The organism is Azospirillum sp. UENF 112521 (assembly GCF_058780665.1).
This window is the reverse complement of the sequence record NZ_JBSNCI010000002.1, coordinates 2,528,374-2,550,388: the sequence shown is the minus strand read 5'-3', so window position 1 is coordinate 2,550,388 and position 22,015 is coordinate 2,528,374. Positions and strand designations below refer to the sequence as shown.

The window sequence follows — 22,015 nt, the reverse complement described above, 5'->3', positions numbered from 1 at the left end:
GGGCGATCCCCAGGCAAACGGGTGGCGAGCCGGCCCGCCTACCGCCCCCCAAGCCCCCGATAAAGCTCCATGTACTCCTCCGCCGGCCCATGCCAGCCGAAGTCCCGCGTCATGGCGCGGCGCTGCATCGCCTGCCAGCGGTCGGGCTTGCGGTAGACGCTCATCGCCCGGCGCAACGCCCAGACCAGTTCCTGGCCGGTCGCGTTGACGAACTGGAAGCCCGTCGCGCTGCCGTCGGCGCTGGCGGCCGGGTTGGCGTCGATCACCGTGTCGGCGAGGCCGCCGGTGCGGCGGACCAGCGGCAGGGTGCCGTATTTCAGGGCGTAGAGCTGGGTCAGGCCGCAGGGCTCCGAGCGCGACGGCACCAGGAACAGGTCGGATCCGGCCTGGATGCGGTGGGACAGCGGCTCGTCATAGCCGATGCGGACGCCAATGGACTGCGGATGCCACTGGGCCAACTGGCGGAAACCGGCCTCGCTGGAGGCGTCGCCGCTGCCCAGAACCACCAGTTGGCCGCCCCAGGACACCCATTGGCCCGCCGCCTCCAGAACCAGATCGAGGCCCTTGTGCCAGGTCAGGCGGCTGACCACGGCGGCCAGCGGGGCGTCGGCGCGGCGGTCCAGGCCGAAGGCGGATTGCAGGTCGGCCTTGCAGGCGTCCTTTCCGCCGAGGTCGTCGGGGGTGTAGCGGGCGGGCAGATGCGGGTCGGTCGCCGGGTCCCACACCGCGTAATCGACGCCGTTCAGGATGCCGGTCAGCACGTCGGAGCGGGTGGCGAGCAGCCCTTGCAGGCCTGTGCCGTGCTCCGCCGTCTGGATCTCGTTGGCGTAGGTCGGGCTGACCGTGGTCAGGCGGTCGGCATAGAAGCAACCGGCCTTCAGGAAGCTGATGTTGCCGTAATATTCGACGCCGTCGACGCGGAAGCTGGAGGAGGGCAGGCCGAGGTCGCCCATCATCCAGGGGCCGAACAGGCCCTGATAGGCGATGTTGTGGATGGTCAGCACCGTGCCGGGCCGGAAGGGGCCGGCGAAACGGTCGGGGCGCAGGGTCAGATAGGCGGGGATCAGCGCCGCCTGCCAGTCATGGCCGTGCAGGATGTCGGGACGCCACCAGGGATCGTAGGATTTCTCCGCGGCGAAGCCAGCGGCGACCCAGGCGAGTGCTGCGAAGCGCAGGGCGTTGTCGGCCCAGTCCTTGCCGTCCGGCCCGAGATAGGGGTTGCCGGGACGGTCGTACAGCGACGGCGCCTTCAGCGCATAGGCGAGAACCCCGTCGGCGGTGCGGCCGATGCACAGCTGGGCGCGGTCGCAGCCGGGCAGGTCGGTGATCAGGTCGCCGACCTCGTGCAGGTTCTGCAAACTGTTCAGGACGGCGGGATAGCCCGGCAGCAGCAGGCGGACATCGGCACCGGCGGCGTTCAGGGCCGGCGGCAGGGCGGCGGACACGTCGGCCAGCCCCCCCGTCTTGACCATCGGGTAGCATTCGGACGTGACGTAGAGGACGCGCATCGGGAAGGCACTCGGCGATAGGCGGGAGGGGTGAAAGGCGGGAGGGTGTGGACATGGTATAGCGCCGATGCGGGTCCGGTGGGGAGCCGGACCGCATCGGCGCGGGCCATGGGGCGGGGGAGGGCGGCGAAATGCCGCCCTACTCCTTCGGCAGCTTCTCGATCATCTCGCGGGTGATCAGGACGACGCCGCCCTCGCTGCGGTGGAAGCGCTTGGCGTCCAGCTCCGCGTCCTCGCCGACGACGAGGCCGTTGGGGATGCTAACGCCGCGGTCGATCACCACCTTCTTCAGGCGGCAATGGCGGCCGATGTCGCATTCCGGCAGGACCACCGCCTCGTGCAGCTCGCTGTAGGAGTTGACGCGGACCGAGCTGAACAGCAGCGAGCGGCGCACGGTGGAGCCGGAGATGATGCAGCCGCCCGACACCAGGCTGTCGATCGCCGTGCCGCGCCGGTTCTCGTCGTCGAAGACGAACTTGGCGGGGGGGAGCTGTTCCTGATAGGTGAAGATCGGCCAGTCGCGGTTGTACATGTTCAACTGCGGCGTGACGTGGCAGAGGTCGAGGTTGGCCTCCCAATAGGCGTCGATGGTGCCGACGTCTCGCCAGTAGGGGGCGTCGTCCGGCGCGTCGATGATGGCGCTGTCGGCATAATCGTGGGCAATGATTCGCGCCCCGGTCTTCACCAGATGCGGGATGATGTCCTTGCCGAAATCGCGGCTGGAGCCGGGGGTGGCGACATCGCGCTCCAGCTGGTCGTAGAGGAACTGGGCGTTGAAGACATAGATGCCCATGCTGGCCAGCGCCATGTCGGGACGGCCGGGCATCGGCGGCGGGTCGGCCGGCTTCTCGACGAAGTCGATGATGCGGCGCTCCTCGTCGATGTGCATCACGCCGAAGCCGCTCGCCTGTTCGCGCGGGACCGCGATGCAGGGGACGGTGACGTCGGCCTTGCGGTCGATGTGGTCGAGTAGCAGCGCGCCGTAATCCATCTTGTAGATGTGGTCGCCGGCCAGGATCAGGACATATTCCGGCTCGTGGTCGCGCAGGATGTCGAGGTTCTGGTACACGGCGTCGGCGGTGCCCTGGTACCACTCCGTCTCGCTGACGCGCTGCTGCGCCGGCAGCAGGTCGCAGAACTCGTTCATCTCGCCGCGGAAGACGTTCCAGCCGCGCTGGAGATGGCGCAGAAGGCTGTGAGACTTGTACTGCGTCAGCACGCCGATGCGGCGGAAGCCGGAGTTGACGCAATTGGACAGCGCGAAGTCGATGATGCGGTACTTGCCGCCGAAATAAGTCGCCGGCTTGGCCCGCCGGTCGGTCAGTTGCTTCAGACGGCTTCCGCGTCCCCCGGCCAGCACCAGCGCCACCGCACGTCGCGGTGCGAGGCGCAGATCCCGTTTGTCGAGCATGGCCGTTACCCCCTTTGCCTTATTCTTGCGGCCGCTCGGCTGCGGCCAATCCATATGGAGGCGTTGACGGTGCCACATCTCGCCGCCATGTCCAATAGGCGCGGCGGACGGTTGGCATCGGCTTACCCGCCGCACCGGCTCCTCTCGGTCCTAGGAGGAAAGGGGAGCTTATGCGCCACTCCTCCGAACGGACTGGGCGGAAGGGATAGAGTGGCGGATTGCCGCCGCCGCGATGCCGCCGCAATGGGCGGCTTTCGGGCCATGTCCTGCTCAAATTTTCATCATCTGCCGGAATGGCAGCCAGAATGCCGGGCAGACACGGGCTCGAAACGGGCTGCCGGCCCTGCCGTTCGGTCGGAAGCCCGGAATTTGCGGCGAAATGTCGGTTCCGAAATCTGCCTGTTTCCTGTGCAAACACCGGGTGCGACTCGTAGGAGGGTGCCCGTTCGGATGTCCCGGCCCGGGACAACCCTGACGATTCCAAGCCGTTTTCGACTGGCACGCTTCTTGTAACGCTGGAAGCGTCCTTGGTCCCGTCCGCCGCCCCGTCTTTGCCGGGGACGGGGCGACCGGGACGGGGTCGCCCCAGTGCGGTGGCTTGAGCGCGGAACACCTCCGGTGCCGCGCCGGCCGTAAGGGGGTGGGAGCGATTTTGGAGAAAGAGGAGCCTCGATGAACCGTCTGTTCCTTATGGCCGCACCGATGATGGCGGTTGCTCTGGGCGCGGTCGGCATGCCGGCCGCAGCCCTTGCCCAGGATCCGGCGGCTGCCGCCGCTGCCGCGGCTGCGGCTGCCGCCGCTGCTGCCGCGCCGGCGGCTCCGGCGCTGAATGGCGGCGACACCGCCTGGATGCTCATCTCCACCGCGCTGGTGCTGATGATGACCATCCCCGGCCTGGCGCTGTTCTACGGCGGCATGGTCCGCAAGATGAACGTGCTGGCGACGGTGATGCAGAGCTTCGCCATCACCTGCCTGATCAGCGTCCTGTGGTACGTGATCGGCTACAGCCTGGCCTTCACCGGCACCGGTGCCTATGTCGGCGGTCTCGACCGGCTGTTCCTCAACGGGCTCGACTTCTCGAAGGCCTTCGTGCTGGGCGAGGCGACGGGCTCGGGCGTCGCGACGACGATCCCCGAGCCGGTCTTCATGATGTTCCAGATGACCTTCGCGATCATCACCCCGGCCCTGATCACCGGCGCCTTCGCCGACCGCATGAAGTTCTCCTCCCTGCTGGTCTTCACCGCGCTGTGGTCGATCGTGGTCTATGCGCCGATCGCCCACTGGGTCTGGTACCCGTCGGGCTTCCTGTTCGGCCTGGGCGTGCTGGACTTCGCCGGCGGCACGGTCGTGCACATCAACGCTGGCGTCGCCGGCCTGGTCGCAGCGCTGGTGATCGGCAAGCGCAAGGGCTACCCGAAGGAAGCCTTCATGCCGCACAACCTGGTGCTGTCGCTGATCGGCGCCTCGCTGCTGTGGGTTGGTTGGTTCGGCTTCAACGCCGGTTCGGCCCTGACCGCCGGTCCGCGTGCCGGCATGGCGCTGGCCGCCACGCACATCGCCACCGCCGGTGCCGCCATGGGCTGGCTGTTCGCAGAGTGGATCGTCAAGGGCAAGCCGTCGATCCTCGGCATCATCTCCGGCGCCGTCGCCGGCTTGGTCGCGGTGACCCCGGCCGCCGGCTTCGTCGACCCGACGGGCGCCATCGTCATCGGCATCGTCGCCGGCGTGGTCTGCTTCTGGTCGGCCACCAGCCTCAAGCACATGCTGGGCTATGACGACAGCCTGGACGCCTTCGGCGTGCACGGCGTCGGCGGCCTGATCGGCGCCATCCTGACCGGCGTCTTCGCCAAGATGTCGGTGTCCAACAGCGAAGGCGGCTTCGCCTCCGTCCTCCAGGCCGACCCGAAGGCCACGCTGGGCCTGCTGGAAGGCAATGCCGCCGCCGTCTGGATCCAGGTCCAGGGCGTCCTCTACACCATGGTCTGGTGCGCCGTCGCCACCTTCGTCCTGCTGAAGGTCGTCGATGTGGTCATGGGCCTGCGCGTCGAGGAAGATGTGGAGCGCGACGGTCTCGACCTCGCCCTGCATGGCGAGAGCATCCACTAAGAACATCCCTTTCCCACGGGTCTCTCGCGAAAAGGCCGCCGGTTTTCCGGCGGCCTTTTTCGTGTCCGATTGTTGCGCGGAGCGGAACGCTGTGGCGCGGGCGGGCCGGCTTCACGGCGGGGCCGCGAGGGACTACCTGTGGTGCATCGTCATTGTATCCGCTCAGGAGTTGCCGCCATGTCCGCCAAGCCAGCCGCCCCCGGTGTCCGTCCGGTGCTCGCCGCCGTGGAGGGCATGGCCACCTCCGACGGTGCCGGGGTCAGCATGACCCGCATGCTGGGCAGCCCCCGCCTGCGCACGCTCGACCCCTTCCTGATGCTGGACCTGTTCGGGTCCGACCAGCCGACCGATTATCTGGCGGGATTCCCCGACCATCCCCACCGCGGGTTCGAGACGGTGACCTACATGCTGGCCGGCCGCATGCGCCATGCCGACAACCACGGGCACGAGGGCGTGATCGAGACCGGCGGCGTGCAGTGGATGACCGCCGGCCGCGGCCTGATCCATTCGGAGATGCCGGAGCAAACCGAAGGGCTGATGCGCGGCTTCCAGCTGTGGATCAACCTGCCGGCCCGGTTGAAGATGACGGAGCCGCGCTATCAGGAATTCCCGGCCGCCTCCATCCCGGTGGAACGGCGCGAGGACGGGGCGACCGTCACCGTCATCGCCGGCGACACCGCCCGCGGCACGGCGGGACCGGTGCGGGCCGAGGCGACCGACGCCCGCTATTTCGACGTGGCGCTGCCGCCGTCGGTGGCCTTCGCCGAGCCGCTGCCGGCCGGGCACACCGCCTTCCTGGTTCTGTTCGAGGGCACGCTGGCTGTCGGGGGCGACGCTCCGCTTTCCGGGCCGCGGGTGATCGTGCTGGGCGACGGCGAGCGGGTGGAGGCGGTCGCCGGGGCCGACGGCGCGCGCTTCCTGCTGCTGGCCGGCGAGCCCATCGGCGAGCCCATCGCCTGGGGCGGCCCCTTCGTCATGAACACGCGGGAAGAGGTGATGCAGGCCTTCCGCGACTTCGAGGAAGGCCGCATCTGATCCCTGGTGCGCGGCATCTCGTTCCTTGCACCCCCGCCACCGCCGGTTATCATGGCGCATTCCGTGTTAACACGAACGATGGCGGGGACGGGGCGATGCGTGCAAAGGGGCTGTTGGGTGGGGTCAAGGCGGCGGTCGCCTCGGCGCTGCTGGCCGTGACGATGATCGTAGCCCCGATGACGGCCAAGCCCGCCGCCGCGGTGGACGTCTCCAAGGCCGCAGCGGATTTCGGGCCGGAGGGCGCCTGGACCAACCAGTGCGACATCGACCGGATGACCGACAGCAAGAACCTGCTGGCTGATGATCTACCGCCTGTTCGACGACGGGAAGGATGTCGGCTTCATCGCGCTCAGCATCATCCCGACCGGCAACGACTTCCACCTGTTCCTGACCACCAGCCAGGGGCTGATCGACCGCTGCGCCATCCGCGTCGACCGCCAGCCGCGCATCGAATCGCATGTGGCGACGCTGAACATGTGCATGTTCCCGAACTTCGTGTCCGGCCGCGTCGCCGACCAGTTCCGCAACGGCTCGACCATCCTGGTCCGCGTCAACTCCCGCCTGGGCAAGCGCGACATCGATTTTCCGCTGAACGGCTTCTCCCGCACCTTCGAGGAGATGCAGCGCAGCCTGCAGTGAGGGTGATGCACAGGGAGATTTCTCGGGTGATCCACCCTGTGCATCCCCCTCACCCTAGGTCCTGTCTGACGGCCTACTGACGCGCAGGCATCGCTGGATCATGGCGAGCCTGATGAAGGTCATGTAGTTGACGGCAAGCTTGTCATGTCGCGTGGCAACGGATCGGCATCCTTTGAGCCATCCGATGCCACGCTCGACGACGTTTCGTCGCCGGTATGCCTCCCGATCGAACCGAGGCGGCCTGCCGCGGTGGGTTCGCCTGCGTTCGTCCTTGCGCATGGCAATGACCGGTTCGATGTGGCGGCGTCGCAGGTACTGACGAAAGCGATTGGCGCTGTAGCCCTTGTCGCCAGCCAGCTTTCGAGGCTTGGTGCGTCGGCGCCCTCGGCGGGTGGGCAAGCTGACCGCCTCCAAGGCGGCGACGGCGAAGGAGATTTCCTGAAGCTGACCTGCGCTCAGCACGGCGGCCAGCGGCAGGCCGTTGCCATCGGTCACCAAATGGATTTTGGTCCCGAAGCCCCCGCGGGAGCGGCCGAGTGCGTGGTCGGCCGGCTCGTCCGAGCCCCCCTTTTTCCGCCCCCAGCCGCCGAGCGACTGGCCCGGATGCTGGTGCCGTCGATGCACCAGAGGTCCACATCGATCCGACCATCCGCATCAAGCTGCAAGCGCAGCCGGTCGAGGATCCGCTCGAACAGCCCGTCGCAACGCCATCGCACAAAGCGTTCGTAGATCGTCTGCCAGGGGCCGTAGCGTTCGGGAATGTCCCGCCATTGGGCGCCGGTGTTCAGCTTCCACATCAGCCCATCAACCACTTGACGGTGATCCCGCCACACACCGCCACCTCGCGGATTCGACCGCGGCATCAAATCCGCGATCCGATCCCACTGCGCATCGCTCAGTTCGTAGCGTCGCAGCCCTGTCGCATCGTAAGCCATCAAACTGACCTTGGGCTCTAAACCACAACGTCAATAGGCTCGTCAGACAGGACCTAACCCTCTCCCCGGGGGAGAGGGGATTGTGCGCCTACCCCGGCAGCCGGTAGCCCGCCGCCGGCTCGTGCATCGGGCAGCCGTTCCGTTCCATGCGGAATTCGGCGGAGCGGTCATAGGCGAGGCGCCGGGCGCGCATGATCGAGCCCAGCGGCCGGTGCGCCGCCAGCCCATGCCAGGGGCTGAAGGACAGCCGGTCGTCGCCGGCACGCGACCGTTCCTCGCTCCAGGCCGTCTGCGGCGGCACGGTGATGCGGGCGATGGTGCGGTAGGGGCTCAGAATCCTCCGGCCACACCACGCTGGCATCCTCCACCGGCATGCGTTCCTCGTCGGTGCGCAGCTGGGCGCGCAGCTCCCAGACGGCCTCGTGGTCGCGGAAGAACTCCGTCACCGCCTCGCGGATGCCGTTCGGCTTGCCGCTGAGGTCCAGCGGCGCGTTCTCCAGCGCGGTCAGGTTCGGCGAGACCGGCACGATCGACAGCTTGGCGATGTGATCGCCATGGCGCAATGCCGCCTGGCTGTAGAAGGTTTCGCCCAGGATGTGGGTTTCCGGGTGGCCGCCCAGCGTCTTCAGCGTCGCGCTTTCGCCGCCGAAGGCCTCCACCACCCGTTCGGCGACGCGCAGGCCGGCCGACAATACCTTCTTCGCGGTTTCCGCCCGGTCGGTGGTGGCGGCCAGCAGCTTCAGCGTCGACAGGAACTGCTTGGCATCGGGGGCCGAGAAGGCGGGGGCGTTGGCCATGACGAAATCCTGCGTGGCCTCACCCTCCGACCCCGGCAGCCGCTCGCCGGAAACGCCCAGCACCTTCACCGCCAGACCGCGCGGGGTCGAGACGCTGTCGGGCAGGATGTCGCCCGGCGTCGTCGACAGCCGCAGGATCGCCGGATAGCTCTCCGCCTTCGCGAACAGTCCCTGGGCCAGTTCGGCCGGCAGGTCGTCCAGCACATCCAGCCGGCCGATCAGCAGCCCGTGGCTCTTGGCATGGACGCTGCGGTTGGCATGGCCGCTGTCCTCGAAGGTCTTGGCGCTGATCGACAGCATCGTCTCCGCCAGATCGTTGAAGACCTGCGCTTCATCGGGACCCGGATTTTCGACCGACGGCGTATAGGCCAGGGGCCTGGCAGTGCGCCGGGGGGTGGGCTGGGTGGAGGCAGCGGACACGGGCGGGGCTCCCGAAGAGGAGGAAAGGGCGGGGTGCAGCCAGGACAACAGCCGCGCACTGTCCTCTGTTCCGCAACGACGCGGCGGTGCTCTCCTGCGGCGCCAGCGCGAGAAGGCCGCCGGCAAGGATCCGCGATATCCTGGGCGGCTGTTGTGCATGTGCGAGAAGAGCGGGCACCCATCGCGGTTTGCGCTGCAAAACGAGAGGGCGGGATGCGCAAATAATAGATTGCGCCTGAAGCGCGAGGATTCTGTAACTTCTCCAATCTTCTATGGAAAATTAACCATGAATACGGGGGAAGTCCTTAGCAAAAGACTCTGGCGCCGAAATGACTGCGCTGCATATCCTTTTGTCAGGAAAGGCCAAACCTCTCTACGTCTCCTGCGGCTGCGCGACATGCGGCCATCGGGGGGCGGCCGGACAAGCGAGCGAAGGGTGTCTCATGACCGGACGGAGCGTCATCTGGTCCTCCATATGGACGCGCGGCAGTGTCCTGCTGCTGGGGCTGCTTGTGCTGGCGACGCTGTCGGTGCCGGCGGGCGGGCGGGCGACGCCGCCCAACCGGACGGTGCTGGTCCTGCACTCCTACCACCAGGGCTATGAGTGGACCGACGGACAGGCTGACGGCATCTCGGAAATGCTGGCGTCGGCGGCGCCCAATGCGCTGGCGATCCCCTACTACCTGGACTGGAAGCGCTTCCCCGACTCCGCCGGGATCGAGCGGCTGCGGGCGCTGATCGCCTATCGCCATCCGAAGGGCACCGTCGACGCCATCGTCTCCACCGACGATGCCGCGCTGTCCTTCGGCCTGGACTTGCGGAACGAGATTTACGGGCCGGTGCCGATGGTGCATGGCGGCGTGCTGCCGATTTCGGCGCGGCGGCTGACCGAGCATGAGGCCAACGTCGTCGGCATCGACGAGGCCAAGGACATCGAGGGCACCGTGCGCATGGCGATGGCCGCCAATCCGCGGCTGCAACGCCTGTTCATCCTGCACGACGACACCGAGACCGGCCTGGGGCTGGATGACGAGATCGAGGCGCTGGTCGCCGCCGGCCGCTTCCCCGCCGGGGTGGAGCGGCAGGTGCTGCCGGCGCTACCCTTCGCCCGGCTGGAGGAGCGGCTGGCTGCCCTGCCGCCGGACAGCGCGGTGCTGCTGGGCACCTATGCCACCGACCCGGAAGGCCTGATCCTGCCGCCCGAGCAGTTCCTGGAACTGATGAGCGAAAAGAGCAGCGCGCCGATCTACGGCTTGCAGGAATTCCTGCTGGGCCACGGCATCGCCGGCGGCAGCCTGCTGAGCGGGCAGGAGCATGGCCGTGCGGTCGGTCGGCTGGCTGCCGCCCTGGTGAACGGCGTGCCGGTCGCCACCCTGGCGATGGAGCGGCGCCAGTCGGTCATCCGGGCCGCCGACTACAGCCAGATGCAGCGCTATGGGATCGATCCCGCGCGGCTGATGCCGCTCGACCGGCTGGTCGACAAGCCCTTCTCCTTCATGGAGACCTACCGCTGGCTGGTGGTGACGGTCGGCGGCGTGCTGCTGCTGCTGTTCGGCATGGTTCTGGTGCTGTCCGTCACGCTGCGCAGCCGGCGGAAGGCTGAGGCGGCGTTGCAGCGGAGCAACGAGGCGCTGACCGAGTCGCGCCGGCAGTTGCAGGCCAAGGTCGTCGAGCTGACCGCCAGCCAGGATGCGCTGCGCGAACGCGGGCGATGGATGCGGCTGGTGGCGGAGGCATCGCGCGACATCATCTGGACCTGGGACATCGTCAACGACGTCCGCGTCCTGTCCGGCCGGGTCGAGGAGCTGCTGGGCGTCGATGCCGCCAGCATCGATTCCCGTGCGGCCTGGTTCGACCGCATCCATCCGGAAGACCGGCCGCTGGCGGAGGAGGCGCTGCAACGCCACCTGTCGGGCGAACTGCCGGAATACCGGGTGGAATACCGGGTCCGCCATCGTGACGGCAATTACCTGTGGCTCTACGCCACCGGCAAGATCCTGTTCGATGGGGACGGGCAGGGCGGGACAGGAGGGCGGGGGAAGCCGGTGATGATGGGCGGCTCCTACACCGACATCACCGCGCAGAAGCGGCAGCAGGCATGGCTGGACCATCTGGCCCATTACGATTCCCTGACCGGCCTGCCCAACCGGCTGACGCTGGAACAGCATGTCGACCGGCTGATCGCCGAGACCAAGGCATCCGGCAAAGCCGGGCCGCTGGCGCTGCTGTTCCTCGACATGGACAATTTCAAGTTCATCAACGACGGCTTCGGCCACAAGGCCGGCGACGAGCTGCTGATGATGCTGGGGCTGCGCATCCGCAAGGGTGCGGGGGACGGGCTGTTCATCGCGCGGCTGGGCGGCGACGAGTTCGTGGTGGTGGTCCAGGGTGGCGAGGCCGGCGATCCGGCGGAGGTGGCGCAGCGGCTGGAACAGGCGTTCGCCGCCCCCTTCCTGGTCGAGGGGCAGCATTTCTTCGTGACATGCAGCGTCGGCATCGCCCGCTATCCCTGGGATGGCCGCTGCTTCGACGATCTGTTGCAGAATGCCGACACCGCCATGTACCGGGCCAAGGACAGCGGACGCGGGCGCATCTGCACCTTCACCGCCGACATGAACCTCAAGGTGGTGGAGCGCATGCGGCTGCTCAGCCGGGCCCGGCTGGCCTTCGACCGCCAGGCCTTCACCGTGCATTACCAGCCGCAGGTGGCGACGCGCGACGGCCGGGTCCGCGGTTTCGAGGCGCTGATCCGCTGGACCGACCAGGAACTGGGGCCGGTGTCGCCCGACCGCTTCATTCCGGTCTGCGAGGATTCCGGCCTGATCGTTCCGCTCGGCCTGTGGGTGCTGGAAACCGCCTGCATCGAGGCGGCCGGGCTGGCCTGCCGCGGGGCCGGCGACGTGACGATGAGCGTCAACATGTCGGCGGTCCAACTGGCCCAGCATGATTTCGTGCCGCGGGTTCTGGAGATCCTGGACCGCACCGGCCTGCCGGCGAACCGGCTGGAGCTGGAAATCACCGAGTCGCAGATGATCGGCTCGCTCGATTCCGCCATCGGCAAGCTGAACGCGCTGCGCAAGGCCGGCATCCACATCGCGCTGGACGATTTCGGCACCGGCTATTCGTCGCTGACCTATCTGCGGACGCTGCCGATCAACACGCTGAAGCTGGACAAGGCCTTCATCGACGACGTCCACCGCCGGCCCGATGCGCGCAGCATGGTGTCGTCCATCTCGCGCATCGCCCACGATCTGCGGCACAGCGTAGTGGCGGAGGGAGTCGAAGAGGCGGCCCAGTGGGAGGTGCTGTCGCTGATGGGCTGCGACCTGATCCAGGGCTATTTCGTCAGCCGCCCGCTGCCGGCCGACCGCATCGACGCCTTCCTGGCCGCCTGGGAGGACCGGCGGGCCGGCCTGCCGGTGATCCGCGACGATGTGGTGGTCGGCTTGCCCACCCAAGGGGCGAACCGGCCGTCCCTGCCGGTTTCGTAGGGGCCGGTTTCGTAGGGCCCGATTTCGTAGGGCCCGATTTCGTAGGGTTGGAATAGCGGCCCAGGGACTGCGGAATTCGCCAAGCTTCGACGGTTTGCATCCCTCTTCGGCTTGCGGGACCGTCGGCTTTCGGTGCAAACGCGAAACGCCCCGCAGGCTGCCTGCGGGGCGTTTTGAACGCGGGGCTTTTTGGACCGGAGGCGCCGGGCTCAGTGCCGCGTGCGGGCCGGGGTGATGTAGACGCCGTCCCAATCGACGCCGAACAGGGCGTCGTCGCCGGCCTCTTCGACCAGATCGTCATATTCGTGGGCCTCGATCAGCCCGAAGATCGAGGCGGTGCCGGAGGCGTCCAGGTCGCAGGTCACGACATGGCCGCCGACCTCGACGGAGGTGAAGAACACTTCCGGCAGCTCCATGCTGTCCAGGTCGGCGGTAACGGCGGCTTCGATCTCGTGGATGGAGCGGGCCGACAGCGACACGCGCAGCTTGGCCGCCTGGGAGGCCCAGACGATGCGCTTGACGTGCGCGGGCTCCTTCATCTCCGCGACGCCCGGCGCCTCGTCGCCTTGGCCGGCCATCGCAATCATCCGGGAAACCAGGGTCGAGGTGCTGCTGGGTGCGCGCATGAAAGCCTCCGCTCGTTCGATGACGACAGATTTGCGCGCAGGCGGTTAACGGGGTCTTAAGCCGGTACCGGGGCTAAAGCCTTACCACCGGGGGAGTAGTCCTATCCTATCGGTTTTAGCGGCCGGCGAGTGCGGCGGCGACCCCCGCCGCGACCCGCGCGTTGTTGCGGATCAGCGCGATGTTGGCGGTCAGGCTGCGCCCGCCGGTAATCGCCTCCAGCGCCGCCAGCAGGTGAGGGGTGATGTCCTTCCCCTTGATTCGCCTGGCATCCGCGTCGGCCAGCGCCTGGGCGACCGCCGCCTCCATCGCGTCGGCGTCGAGTTCGTCGGCTGCCGGGATCGGGTTGGCGAGCAGCACGCCGCCCTCCAGGCCGAGCTGCCATTTCGTCCGCAGGATTTCCGCCACCTCCTGCACGTTGTCACAGCGATGATCGACGGAGAGGCCGCTGCGGCGGCTGTAGAAGGCGGGAAATTCCTCGGTGCCGAAGCCCAGGACCGGCACGCCGCGGGTTTCCAGCAGCTCCAGCGTCTTGGGCAGGTCGAGAATCGACTTGGCCCCGGCGCAGACGACGCAGACCGAGGTGCGGGCCAGCTCGTCGAGGTCGGCGGAAATGTCAAAGCTGGTCTCCGCCCCGCGATGGACGCCGCCGATGCCGCCGGTGGCGAAGACCGGGATGCCGGCCAGCCGCGCCCCGATCATCGTCGCCGCCACCGTGGTGGCGCCGAGCGCCCTGGTCGCCAGGGCGACGGGCAGGTCGCGGCGGCTCAGCTTGCGCGCGGCATGGCCGGCGGTCGCCAGCCGCTCCAGCGCCTCGTCGTCCAGCCCGATTCGGATGCGCCCGTCCATCACCGCGATGGTGGCGGGGAGGGCGCCTGCGGCCCGCACCTCCGCCTCCAGCGCGCGGGCGGTCTCCAGATTGCGCGGATAGGGCATGCCGTGGGAGATCACCGTCGATTCCAGCGCCACCACCGGGTGCCCCGTGGCGAGCGCGTCGGCGATTTCGGGGGTCGGCAGCAGGATCGGGTGCATGCGCTGGGTCTCCGCTATGAGCGCCCTATATTAGGACGCATGTCCGCTGCACACCAATCCAATCAGGGGGGCGCCAATCCAAGCCGTCCCCATCCCGACACCTGGATCAAGGTCCTGCCCGAGGGACTCTTCGTCGAGCCGGGGGGCTTCTACATCGACCCGGTGCGCCCGGTGGAGCGCGCGGTCGTCACCCACGGCCATTCCGACCATGCAAGGCCGGGCAACCGCTCCGTGCTGGCGACGTCGGGCACGCTCGCCATCATGCGCCAGCGGATGGGCGAGGGGGTGGGCGGCAGCCTGCAGGCGCTGGACTATGGCGAGACCCTGCGCATCGGCGACGTGACGGTGCGGATGGTGCCGGCCGGCCATGTGCTGGGCAGCGCCCAGGTGGTGATGGAGCATGCCGGATCGCGCGTGGTGGTGTCGGGCGACTACAAGCGCCGGCTCGACCGCACCTGTGCGCCGTTCGAGCCGGTGCCCTGCGACGTCTTCGTGACCGAGGCGACCTTCGGCCTGCCGGTGTTCCGCCATCCGCCCGACCTGGGCGAGGTATGTAAGCTGCTGCATTCGATGGCGCTGTTCCCGGAGCGCAGCCATGTCGTCGGCGTCTATGCGCTCGGCAAATGCCAGCGGCTGATCACGCTGCTGCGGGCGGCGGGTTACGACCGGCCGATCTGGCTGCATGGCGCGCTGGAGCCGCTCTGCCGGCTCTACAGCAGCCTGGGGGTGGAGTTGGGCGAGCTGCGCCCCGCCACGGTGGCGGCGAAGGAGGAGTTGAAGGGCGCCCTGGTGCTGGCTCCGCCGGCGGCGGTGGCCGACCGCTGGGCCCGGCGGCTGGCCGACCCGGTGGTGGCGGTGGCGTCGGGCTGGATGCGGGTGCGCCAGCGCGCCCGCCAGCGCGGGGTGGAACTGCCGCTGGTCATCTCCGACCATGCCGACTGGGACGAGCTGTGCCAGACGCTGGAGGATGTCGGCGCGCCGGAGGTCTGGGTGACCCATGGCCGGGAGGAGGCGCTGGTCCATTACGCCACCGGCCGCGGCATCCGCGCCCGCGCGCTGGCGCTGATCGGCTTCGAGGACGAGGACTCGGAAGGGATGCCGGAGAAGGCTGGCGAAGGAGAGGCGTCGTGAACCGCTTTGCCGCGCTGATCGACGCGCTGGTCTTCATGCCGTCGCGCAACGGCAAGATCCGCCTGCTGGTCGAGCATTTCGCCACCGTGCCGGATCCCGAGCGCGGCTGGGCGCTGGCGGCGCTGACCGGGGCGCTCAGCTTCCGCGAGGCCAAGCCGGCGGCGATCCGCGAACTGGCCGCCACGCGTGTCGATCCGGAGCTGCTGGCGCTGTCCTACGACTATGTCGGCGATCTGGCGGAGACGGTGGCGCTGATCTGGCCGGAACGTCCTGAGCGGGCCAACAGCCTGCCGCCCAGCCTGGACGAGGTGGTGGAGGCGCTGCGCGCCGCCAAGCGCGGGCAGGTGATCGGGCTGGTGGAGGGCTGGCTCGACACGCTCGAACTCGTCGGGGCGCTTCGCGCTCTTGAAGCTGATCACCGGGGCTCTGCGCATCGGCGTCTCCGCCCGGCTCGCCAAGACGGCGCTGGCGGAGTGGGGCAAGGCGGCCCGGCCGGAGGTGAGCGTCGACGACGTCGAGGAAGTCTGGCACGGGCTGACCGCCCCCTATGCGGAGCTGTTCGCCTGGCTGGAGGGGCGGGCGGAGCAGCCGGCGACCGGGGCCGGGGCCGGCTTCCGCCCGATGATGCTGTCCCACCCGCTGGAGGAGGAGGACCGCGCCGGGCTCGATCCCGCCGCCTATGCCGCGGAATGGAAATGGGACGGCATCCGCGTGCAGATGGTGGCGCGCGGCGGAGAGCGGCGGCTCTACAGCCGCACCGGCGACGACGTGTCCGGCGCCTTCCCCGACATCGTCGATCACATGAGCTTCGACGCGGTGCTGGATGGCGAGCTGCTGGTGGCGCGCGACGGGGTGGTGGCGCCCTTCAACGATCTGCAGCAGCGGCTCAACCGCAAGACGGTGACGGCGCAGATGCTGCGCGACGGGCCGGCCTGGGTGCGGCTCTATGACATCCTGTTCGACGGCGACGAGGATCTGCGCGGCCTGTCCTTCGTCGAGCGGCGCGCCCGGCTGGAGCGCTGGTACGAGACGGTGCGGCCGCGGCGGATGGATTTGTCGCCGCTGGTGCCGTTCGACCGGTGGGACGAGCTGGTGGAACTGCGCGAGGGCGCGCGGGAGAACGGCATCGAAGGGCTGATGCTGAAGCGGCGCGACAGCGCCTATCTCGCTGGGCGGCCGAAGGGACCGTGGTTCAAGTGGAAGCGCGGCGCGCTGACGCTCGACACCGTGATGATGTACGCCCAGCGCGGCCACGGGAAGCGGTCGAGCTATTATTCGGACTACACGTTCGGTGTCTGGCGCGGCGAGGAGCTGGTGCCGGTCGGCAAGGCCTATTCCGGCTTCACCGACGCCGAGCTGGTCGAGCTGGACCGCTGGGTGCGCAACCACACCACCCGCCGCTACGGCCCGGTGCGCGAGGTGGAGGCCGGGCTGGTGCTGGAGGTCGCCTTCGACAGCGTGCACCCGTCGAACCGGCACAAGAGCGGGCTCGCCATGCGCTTCCCCCGCATCTACCGCATCCGCTGGGACAAGCCGGCGCACGAGGCCGACCGGCTGGAGACGCTGGCGGCGATGGTGGCGGGGTAGGGCGGGAGACGCCCTACCGCAGCGGGGCGGTCACCACGTCGACGGAGGTTTCCGCCACGGTGCCGACCACGTCGACAGCGGTGCCGGCGATGCTGGCGGCACCGCTCGCCACCCCGGCGACGGCGCCGCAGCCGGTCAGCGAACCGCCGAGCAGCAGCAGGGCGGCGAGCGGAAGAAGGCGGCGCGGGGCGGGGCGGCGGGACATGGCGTCCTCCAAAAAAACCGGAAACGGATACGGATACAGGTCCGGTGGCGATTGCAGCACGCAATTCCGACCGAAAGGTTAATCCCGGCATTTGCCGCAAGAGCGGTGAATTCCGCCTCCGCCTGATGCAGTGCCCTTTCCAGGTCGGTGCTGAGTATTACAAGTAATTCATCGCGGTGTAATACCTTGATGTAGGTTCTCGCAAGGGTGCGGACGGGTTACAGGAGATGGGCATGGCTGTCATGAAGAATTCTCCGTCATCCATGGATGTTTCCGCATAGCCGTATTCAACTCCGGCCCCATATCTGGCTTGCCGACCGAGGAAAGATGTCTGCAATCGATTGACTGGTTGGGAAAGACACAGATGCGCGACGGTTCCTTTGCCGATCTCATCGCCCCCTATGACCGGGTGGCGCTCGTCCTTCAGGGTGGCGGCGCGCTCGGCGCCTATCAGGCGGGCGTCGTCGAGGGGCTGTTCGAGCACGACATCCATCCGACCTGGGTGGCCGGCGTGTCGATCGGCGCCATCAACGCGGCGCTGATCGCCGGCAACCCGCCGGAGCGGCGCTGCGCCGCGCTGTCGGAGTTCTGGAGCCGCATCGCCCCGCCCTCGCCCTGGGAAGGGGCGGAGACGCTGTGGCGGCGGCTCGATCCCGACGGGCCGTCGATCTCGGTCCTCAACCAGTGGAGCGCGTGGCGGACGGCGCTGTCCGGCCAGCCCGGCTTCTTCCGGCCGCGGCCGGCGGTGGAATGGGCGGCGGCCGGTCCCTTCGCCGGGCCGACCAGTTTCTACGACACCGCCCCGCTGAAGAAGACGCTGGAGGATCTGATCGACTTCGACCGGATCAACCGCGGCGACATCCGGCTGTCGCTGGGGGCGGTCGACGTGCTGACCGGCAACTCGATCTATTTCGACACCGAGACCCACCGGATCGGGCCGGAACATGTGATGGCGAGCGGCGCCCTGCCGCCCGGCTTCGCCCCCGTCGAGATCGACGGCGGCTTCTATTGGGACGGCGGGCTGGTCTCCAACACGCCGCTCGACCATGTGCTGGAGGACCGGCCGCGCCGCGACACGCTGGTCTTCCAGGTCGATCTGTGGAGCGCCATCGGGCAGGTGCCGCGCGGCATGTCGGAGGTGCTGGAGCGGCAGAAGGACATCACCTATTCCAGCCGCACCCGCTTCAACACCGACAAGGTCACCTACGAGCAGACCCTGCGCAACCAGCTGGTCACGTTGCTCGACCGGCTGCCGGAGGATCTGCGGGACACGCCGGAGGCGAAAGCGCTGCGGGGCGCCGCCTGCGAGGCGGCGGTCAACATCATCCACCTGATCTACCGCCGCAAAAGCTACGAGCGCGACAGCAAGGACTACGAGTTCTCCAACGCCGGCATGCGGGAGCATTGGGAAAGCGGCCGTGCCGACACCCTCGCCACGCTTGCCCACCCGGACTGGCTGGCGATGCCGCCGCGGCTGGGCGGACCCGTCACGCACGACCTGCTGCGCGACGACGGAAAGCCGGACTGACCGGACATCACCGAAGAGACACCCTCACCGACATCTCGATCGAGAAGGAGCGGACCCATGCGCTTGCAGGACAAAGTCGCCGTCATCACCGGGGCGGCGAGCGGAATCGGGCTTGAGATCGCCCGGACCTTCGCCCGCGAGGGCGCCAAGATCGTCATCGCCGACCTGAACCAGGCCGGTGCCGATGCCGCCGCGGCCAGCCTGGACCCCACGGGCAAGCGGGCTCTTGGCGTCGCCATGGACGTGACCGACGAGGCCCAGGTCGATGCCGGCATGGCCCGCGCCGCCAACGCCTTCGGCCGCATCGACATCCTGGTCAGCAATGCCGGCATCCAGACGGTGGCGCCGGTCGAGCAGTTCGAGTTCGCCAAGTGGAAGCAGCTCCTGTCCATCCATCTGGACGGCGCCTTCCTGACCACGCGCGCCGCCCTGCGGACGATGTACAAGCAGGGCAGCGGCAGCATCATCTATATGGGGTCGGTCCACTCCAAGGAGGCGTCGGCGCTGAAGGCGCCCTACGTCACCGCCAAGCATGGGCTGATCGGCCTTGCCAAGGTGGTCGCCAAGGAAGGGGCGGCACATGGCGTGCGCGCCAACGTGATCTGCCCCGGCTTCGTCCGCACCCCGCTGGTCGAGAAGCAAATCCCCGAGCAGGCCAAGGAGCTCGGCATCTCCGAAGAGGACGTGGTGAAGAAGGTGATGCTGAAGGAGACCGTCGACGGCGAGTTCACCACCGTCGAGGACGTCGCCCAGGCCGCCCTGTTCTTCGCGTCCTTCGAGTCCAACGCGCTGACCGGCCAGTCGCTGGTCGTCAGCCATGGCTGGTTCATGCAGTAAGCCGTCCGACGGCAGCCGGAATGGAAAAAGGCGTCGGGTCATCGGCCCGACGCCTTTTCCGTTTCAAGATGCACCGATCTGGTCAGAGGCGGTTTGTCCCCCCCTCTCAGAACTCCTTCCAGTCGTCGTCGTCGCTGGTGCTGTGCTTCAGGACCGGGACCGCGGCGGCGGTGGTGCGGGTGGGTAAGTCGGCGCGGGCGGACGGCTTGGCCGTCGCATGGGCCGTGCCGTTGCCGCGGGCGGCGGGCTTCGCCGCCGGCTTGGCGGTGGCGCGGGTGGGAGCCGGAGCGCGGCGGGTGGTGGTGACCGCGGGTGCGGCCTGGACCGCCGCCATCGCGCGCGGCGCCTGGGCATAACCGAAGCCAGCCGCACCGAAGCCGGCCGCCTGATCGAACTTGAAGAAGCCGACCAGCGACTTCAGGTCGGTGGCCTGTCCGCTCATCGCCTGGGCGGCGGCGGTGGTTTCCTCCACCAGGGCGGCGTTCTTCTGGGTCATCTCGTCCATGTTGGCGACGGTCGAGTTGATCTCGTCGAGCGCCGTCGCCTGTTCGGCCGAGGCCGAGGCCATCTCGGCGATCAGCGTCGCCACCTGCTGCACCCCGGACACGATGCCCTGCAGCGCGTCGCCGGCCTTGCTGACCAGATCGACGCCATCCTTGACCTGGGCGTCGCTGTCCAGGATCAGGCCCTTGATCTCCTTCGAGGCCTGGGCGGAGCGCTGGGCGAGCTGCCGCACCTCCTGCGCCACCACGGCGAAGCCGCGCCCGGCGTCGCCGGCCCGCGCCGCCTCCACCGCCGCGTTCAGCGCCAGCAGGTTGGTCTGGAAGGCGATCTCATCGATCACGCCGATGATGTCGGTGATCTTGCGGCTGGATTCCTCGATCTTGCGCATCGCCTCGATGGCGGAGCCGGCGACGCCGCCGCCCGAACTCGGCGGACCCGCGGGCCTGGGCCGCCATCACGTTGGCGCGCTGGGCGTTCTCGGCGTTGGAGCGCACGGTCGCCCCCAGCTCCTCCATGCTGGCCGCGGTCTCTTCCAGCGAGGAGGCCTGCTGTTCGGTGCGGTCGGCGAGGTCGGAGGATCCCAGCGACACTTCCGCGGCGGCGGCGGCGATGGTCTCGGCGGCCTGGGTGATCTGGCCGACGATCTCCGTCAGACGGGTGGAGGTGGTGTTGACGTCGGTCTTCACCCGCTCGAAGGCGCCCTGGTAGTCGCGGGTGACTCGGCGGTTCAGGTCGCCCTGGGCCAGCGCCGACAGCACCTCGCCCAGGTCGGCGATCACCGCCTCCACCGTGTCGGTCAGGCGGTTGATGCCTTCCGACATGGTCCTGTAGAAGCCGTCCTTGCCGGCCAGATCGATGCGGCGCTCCAGGTCGCCCTTCGACACGGCGTCGATCAGGGTGGCGATCTCCTCGCCGATGGCCTGCTCGCGGGCGCGCTGGGCCTCGGCGGCGCGGCGTTCGGCCTCCAGCCTCTCGCGCTCCGCCTCGTCCATCCGCTTCTTCTCGATGGCGTTCTCCTTGAACACCAGCACGGCCTTGGCCATGCTGCCGATCTCGTCGCGGTTGGCGAGCGCCGGAACGTCCACCGTGAGGTTGCCGGCGGCCAGTTCGGTCATCGTGCCGGTCATCTGCACCACCGGGCGGACGATGGAGCGCGCGGTGACCAGCGCCACCAGGATGCCGATCAAGAGGGCGCCGACCGCCATGCCGATCAGCAGGCTGCGGGTCTTCTCCATGTCGTTCTGCGAGGCGGACAGCACGGCTCCGCGCGCCTCCGCCTGGGAGGCGATGGTCTTCTCCACCAGGGTGGCGAATTCCTCCGCCTCGCCGGTCATGGTGCGGAAGGCCAGGGTCTGGGCATCGTTGACCGCGGCGACCACCCGGTTGAAGCTGTCCAGATAGCGGGTGGAGAGCTGGATCGTCTCCTCGACGTCGCGCTTCTGCACCGGGTCGGCGATGCGGGCCGACAGCGGGCCGGCCGCCTTGAGGAAGGAGTCCATCCGGCCGCGCGTCTCGTCCGCCGACTTCGCCGTCTGGTCCGTCAGGAAGCGCTGGGCGCTGAGGCGGGCGAGGACCAGCATCTCCTGCACCTGACCGGCGCGCGCCGCAGTCTCGAAATCGCCGGCGGCGATGCCGGCGGCGATCGTCCGGCTCAACCCTTCCCGCGCCTTCAGGCCGGCCGGCACCAGCTCGTCCGCCACCAGCCGGTCACGCTGCTCGCGCAGCTTGACCAGCTGGGCAAAGTTGGCGGTGTAGCTGTCGAACTGCCGGATCATCGCCTCCAGATTGGCGCGGCGGCCGGGATCCTGCGTGGCGTCGCGGATGGAGCGCAGCATGTCGCCGAGCTTCTTCTGCTGCGTCTGGATCGGAGCGATCAGGGCGTTGTTGCCGGAGAAGGAGTAGTTGACCGCGTTGCGGCGCATGTCCGACACCGAGCCGTCCACGTCGGACAGCCGCAGCGAACCGTCGGAGATCGTCGCGTAACGGGTGAAGCCTTCCTCCACCGTCGACAGGGACCGGACGCCCAGCGCTGCCACCAGGACGAGGAGGGCGAGGATCAGAAGGAAACCCACCTGGATGCGGGTGCCCACCTTGAAACGGCCGGCGAAGCTGGCGTTCTGCATGGTCAAATGCCTTGGTCTGCGGATCGGGTCGAACGCGATACGCCCGGCAGGGTAGAGGAAAGTGGTTTCCAGTCCGTTGCCATGGCGCAAGGAAATGCACGG

The 22,015-nt window shown here is 68.5% G+C and carries 18 protein-coding genes; 8 read left to right on the top strand and 10 right to left on the bottom strand.

Translation table 11 applies throughout. The features are described from left to right. Positions 1-38 precede the first annotated feature (38 nt). Positions 39-1,508, bottom strand: coding sequence for a glycogen synthase GlgA (gene glgA / locus ACWPN8_RS14450; RefSeq protein ID WP_492241215.1), 1,470 nt, complete (start codon positions 1,506-1,508; stop codon positions 39-41). A gap of 139 nt (positions 1,509-1,647) precedes the next feature. Continuing rightward, the gene (gene glgC, locus ACWPN8_RS14445) at positions 1,648-2,919 is read right to left on the bottom strand and encodes a glucose-1-phosphate adenylyltransferase (RefSeq protein ID WP_492241214.1); all 1,272 of its coding nucleotides are present in this window, start codon (positions 2,917-2,919) and stop codon (positions 1,648-1,650) included. Between the two features lie 672 nt (positions 2,920-3,591). On the opposite strand from glgC, the gene ACWPN8_RS14440 reads away from it, so the two are divergent. The 3 genes from ACWPN8_RS14440 (at position 3,592) to ACWPN8_RS14430 (ending at position 6,699) form a co-directional block, all read left to right on the top strand. After that, positions 3,592-5,025 carry an ammonium transporter gene (locus tag ACWPN8_RS14440; RefSeq protein WP_109448590.1) on the top strand — a complete coding sequence of 478 codons (1,434 nt, stop codon included), beginning with the start codon at positions 3,592-3,594 and terminating at the stop codon, positions 5,023-5,025. Between the two features lie 177 nt (positions 5,026-5,202). After that, positions 5,203-6,060: a pirin family protein gene (locus ACWPN8_RS14435; RefSeq protein WP_492241213.1), complete on the top strand. Its 858-nt coding sequence runs from the start codon at positions 5,203-5,205 to the stop codon at positions 6,058-6,060. Between the two features lie 300 nt (positions 6,061-6,360). Continuing rightward, entirely contained in the window at positions 6,361-6,699 is a 339-nt protein-coding gene (locus ACWPN8_RS14430) for a hypothetical protein (protein ID WP_492241212.1), read from the top strand. 54 nt (positions 6,700-6,753) lie between these two features. On the opposite strand, the gene ACWPN8_RS14425 is transcribed toward ACWPN8_RS14430, so the two are convergent. Beyond that, positions 6,754-7,634 (bottom strand): IS5 family transposase gene (locus ACWPN8_RS14425; RefSeq protein ID WP_492241211.1). Its coding sequence is split into 2 segments (ribosomal slippage): positions 6,754-7,257 and positions 7,260-7,634, totalling 879 coding nucleotides; the frame shifts between segments, so codons are not numbered across the junction. A gap of 167 nt (positions 7,635-7,801) precedes the next feature. Then, positions 7,802-8,851 carry a catalase family protein gene (locus tag ACWPN8_RS14420; RefSeq protein WP_492241210.1) on the bottom strand — a complete coding sequence of 350 codons (1,050 nt, stop codon included), beginning with the start codon at positions 8,849-8,851 and terminating at the stop codon, positions 7,802-7,804. A gap of 443 nt (positions 8,852-9,294) precedes the next feature. Here ACWPN8_RS14420 and ACWPN8_RS14415 point away from each other — a divergent pair, with 443 nt between their 5' ends. Continuing rightward, positions 9,295-12,342 (top strand): EAL domain-containing protein, encoded by a 3,048-nt coding sequence (locus ACWPN8_RS14415; RefSeq protein WP_492241209.1) that lies wholly within the window; start codon positions 9,295-9,297, stop codon positions 12,340-12,342. Between the two features lie 209 nt (positions 12,343-12,551). Here ACWPN8_RS14415 and ACWPN8_RS14410 read toward each other — a convergent pair whose 3' ends face one another. Both ACWPN8_RS14410 and ACWPN8_RS14405 read right to left on the bottom strand, forming a co-directional pair. Then, positions 12,552-12,968 (bottom strand): hypothetical protein, encoded by a 417-nt coding sequence (locus ACWPN8_RS14410; protein WP_109448598.1) that lies wholly within the window; start codon positions 12,966-12,968, stop codon positions 12,552-12,554. Between the two features lie 115 nt (positions 12,969-13,083). Continuing rightward, a complete protein-coding gene (locus tag ACWPN8_RS14405) occupies positions 13,084-13,998 on the bottom strand; it encodes a pseudouridine-5'-phosphate glycosidase (protein ID WP_492241208.1) in 915 nt (304 codons plus the stop codon). 39 nt (positions 13,999-14,037) lie between these two features. Here ACWPN8_RS14405 and ACWPN8_RS14400 point away from each other — a divergent pair, with 39 nt between their 5' ends. Further along, positions 14,038-15,129, top strand: a complete 1,092-nt coding sequence (locus tag ACWPN8_RS14400) for a ligase-associated DNA damage response exonuclease (RefSeq protein ID WP_109448602.1) — start codon at positions 14,038-14,040, stop codon at positions 15,127-15,129. 220 nt (positions 15,130-15,349) lie between these two features. On the opposite strand, the gene ACWPN8_RS14395 is transcribed toward ACWPN8_RS14400, so the two are convergent. Beyond that, on the bottom strand, positions 15,350-15,505 hold the full coding sequence (locus tag ACWPN8_RS14395; RefSeq protein WP_492241207.1) for a hypothetical protein: 156 nt from the start codon (positions 15,503-15,505) through the stop codon (positions 15,350-15,352). 29 nt (positions 15,506-15,534) lie between these two features. On the opposite strand from ACWPN8_RS14395, the gene ACWPN8_RS14390 reads away from it, so the two are divergent. Next, a complete protein-coding gene (locus ACWPN8_RS14390; protein ID WP_492241206.1) occupies positions 15,535-16,716 on the top strand; it encodes a cisplatin damage response ATP-dependent DNA ligase in 1,182 nt (393 codons plus the stop codon). Positions 16,717-16,729: 13 nt separating this feature from the next. Here ACWPN8_RS14390 and ACWPN8_RS14385 read toward each other — a convergent pair whose 3' ends face one another. Beyond that, positions 16,730-16,921 (bottom strand): hypothetical protein, encoded by a 192-nt coding sequence (locus ACWPN8_RS14385; protein ID WP_109448606.1) that lies wholly within the window; start codon positions 16,919-16,921, stop codon positions 16,730-16,732. Positions 16,922-17,285: 364 nt separating this feature from the next. On the opposite strand from ACWPN8_RS14385, the gene ACWPN8_RS14380 reads away from it, so the two are divergent. Both ACWPN8_RS14380 and ACWPN8_RS14375 read left to right on the top strand, forming a co-directional pair. After that, complete coding sequence (locus ACWPN8_RS14380; protein ID WP_492241205.1) at positions 17,286-18,449, top strand: patatin-like phospholipase family protein; 1,164 nt, start codon at positions 17,286-17,288, stop codon at positions 18,447-18,449. Positions 18,450-18,506: 57 nt separating this feature from the next. After that, positions 18,507-19,286 (top strand): 3-hydroxybutyrate dehydrogenase, encoded by a 780-nt coding sequence (locus ACWPN8_RS14375; RefSeq protein ID WP_492241204.1) that lies wholly within the window; start codon positions 18,507-18,509, stop codon positions 19,284-19,286. 106 nt (positions 19,287-19,392) lie between these two features. Here the strand turns inward: ACWPN8_RS14375 and ACWPN8_RS14370 are convergent, their stop codons facing one another. Both ACWPN8_RS14370 and ACWPN8_RS14365 read right to left on the bottom strand, forming a co-directional pair. After that, the gene (locus ACWPN8_RS14370) at positions 19,393-20,178 is read right to left on the bottom strand and encodes a methyl-accepting chemotaxis protein (protein WP_492241203.1); all 786 of its coding nucleotides are present in this window, start codon (positions 20,176-20,178) and stop codon (positions 19,393-19,395) included. Continuing rightward, a complete protein-coding gene (locus tag ACWPN8_RS14365; protein WP_492241202.1) occupies positions 20,120-21,913 on the bottom strand; it encodes a HAMP domain-containing protein in 1,794 nt (597 codons plus the stop codon). Before ACWPN8_RS14365 ends, ACWPN8_RS14370 begins: the two co-directional genes overlap by 59 nt. Positions 21,914-22,015: the final 102 nt, after the last annotated feature.

Coding starts and splice junctions, on each gene's coding strand:
- ACWPN8_RS14405 (WP_492241208.1), bottom strand. CDS start 13,998: ATGCACCCGATCCTGCTGCCGACCCCCGAAATCGCCGACGCGCTCGCC.
- ACWPN8_RS14370 (WP_492241203.1), bottom strand. CDS start 20,178: ATGCGCAAGATCGAGGAATCCAGCCGCAAGATCACCGACATCATCGGC.
- ACWPN8_RS14375 (WP_492241204.1), top strand. CDS start 18,507: ATGCGCTTGCAGGACAAAGTCGCCGTCATCACCGGGGCGGCGAGCGGA.
- ACWPN8_RS14365 (WP_492241202.1), bottom strand. CDS start 21,913: ATGCAGAACGCCAGCTTCGCCGGCCGTTTCAAGGTGGGCACCCGCATC.
- ACWPN8_RS14415 (WP_492241209.1), top strand. CDS start 9,295: ATGACCGGACGGAGCGTCATCTGGTCCTCCATATGGACGCGCGGCAGT.
- ACWPN8_RS14385 (WP_109448606.1), bottom strand. CDS start 16,921: ATGTCCCGCCGCCCCGCCCCGCGCCGCCTTCTTCCGCTCGCCGCCCTG.
- ACWPN8_RS14435 (WP_492241213.1), top strand. CDS start 5,203: ATGTCCGCCAAGCCAGCCGCCCCCGGTGTCCGTCCGGTGCTCGCCGCC.
- ACWPN8_RS14400 (WP_109448602.1), top strand. CDS start 14,038: ATGTCCGCTGCACACCAATCCAATCAGGGGGGCGCCAATCCAAGCCGT.
- glgA (WP_492241215.1), bottom strand. CDS start 1,508: ATGCGCGTCCTCTACGTCACGTCCGAATGCTACCCGATGGTCAAGACG.
- ACWPN8_RS14380 (WP_492241205.1), top strand. CDS start 17,286: ATGCGCGACGGTTCCTTTGCCGATCTCATCGCCCCCTATGACCGGGTG.
- ACWPN8_RS14430 (WP_492241212.1), top strand. CDS start 6,361: ATGATCTACCGCCTGTTCGACGACGGGAAGGATGTCGGCTTCATCGCG.
- glgC (WP_492241214.1), bottom strand. CDS start 2,919: ATGCTCGACAAACGGGATCTGCGCCTCGCACCGCGACGTGCGGTGGCG.
- ACWPN8_RS14410 (WP_109448598.1), bottom strand. CDS start 12,968: ATGCGCGCACCCAGCAGCACCTCGACCCTGGTTTCCCGGATGATTGCG.
- ACWPN8_RS14440 (WP_109448590.1), top strand. CDS start 3,592: ATGAACCGTCTGTTCCTTATGGCCGCACCGATGATGGCGGTTGCTCTG.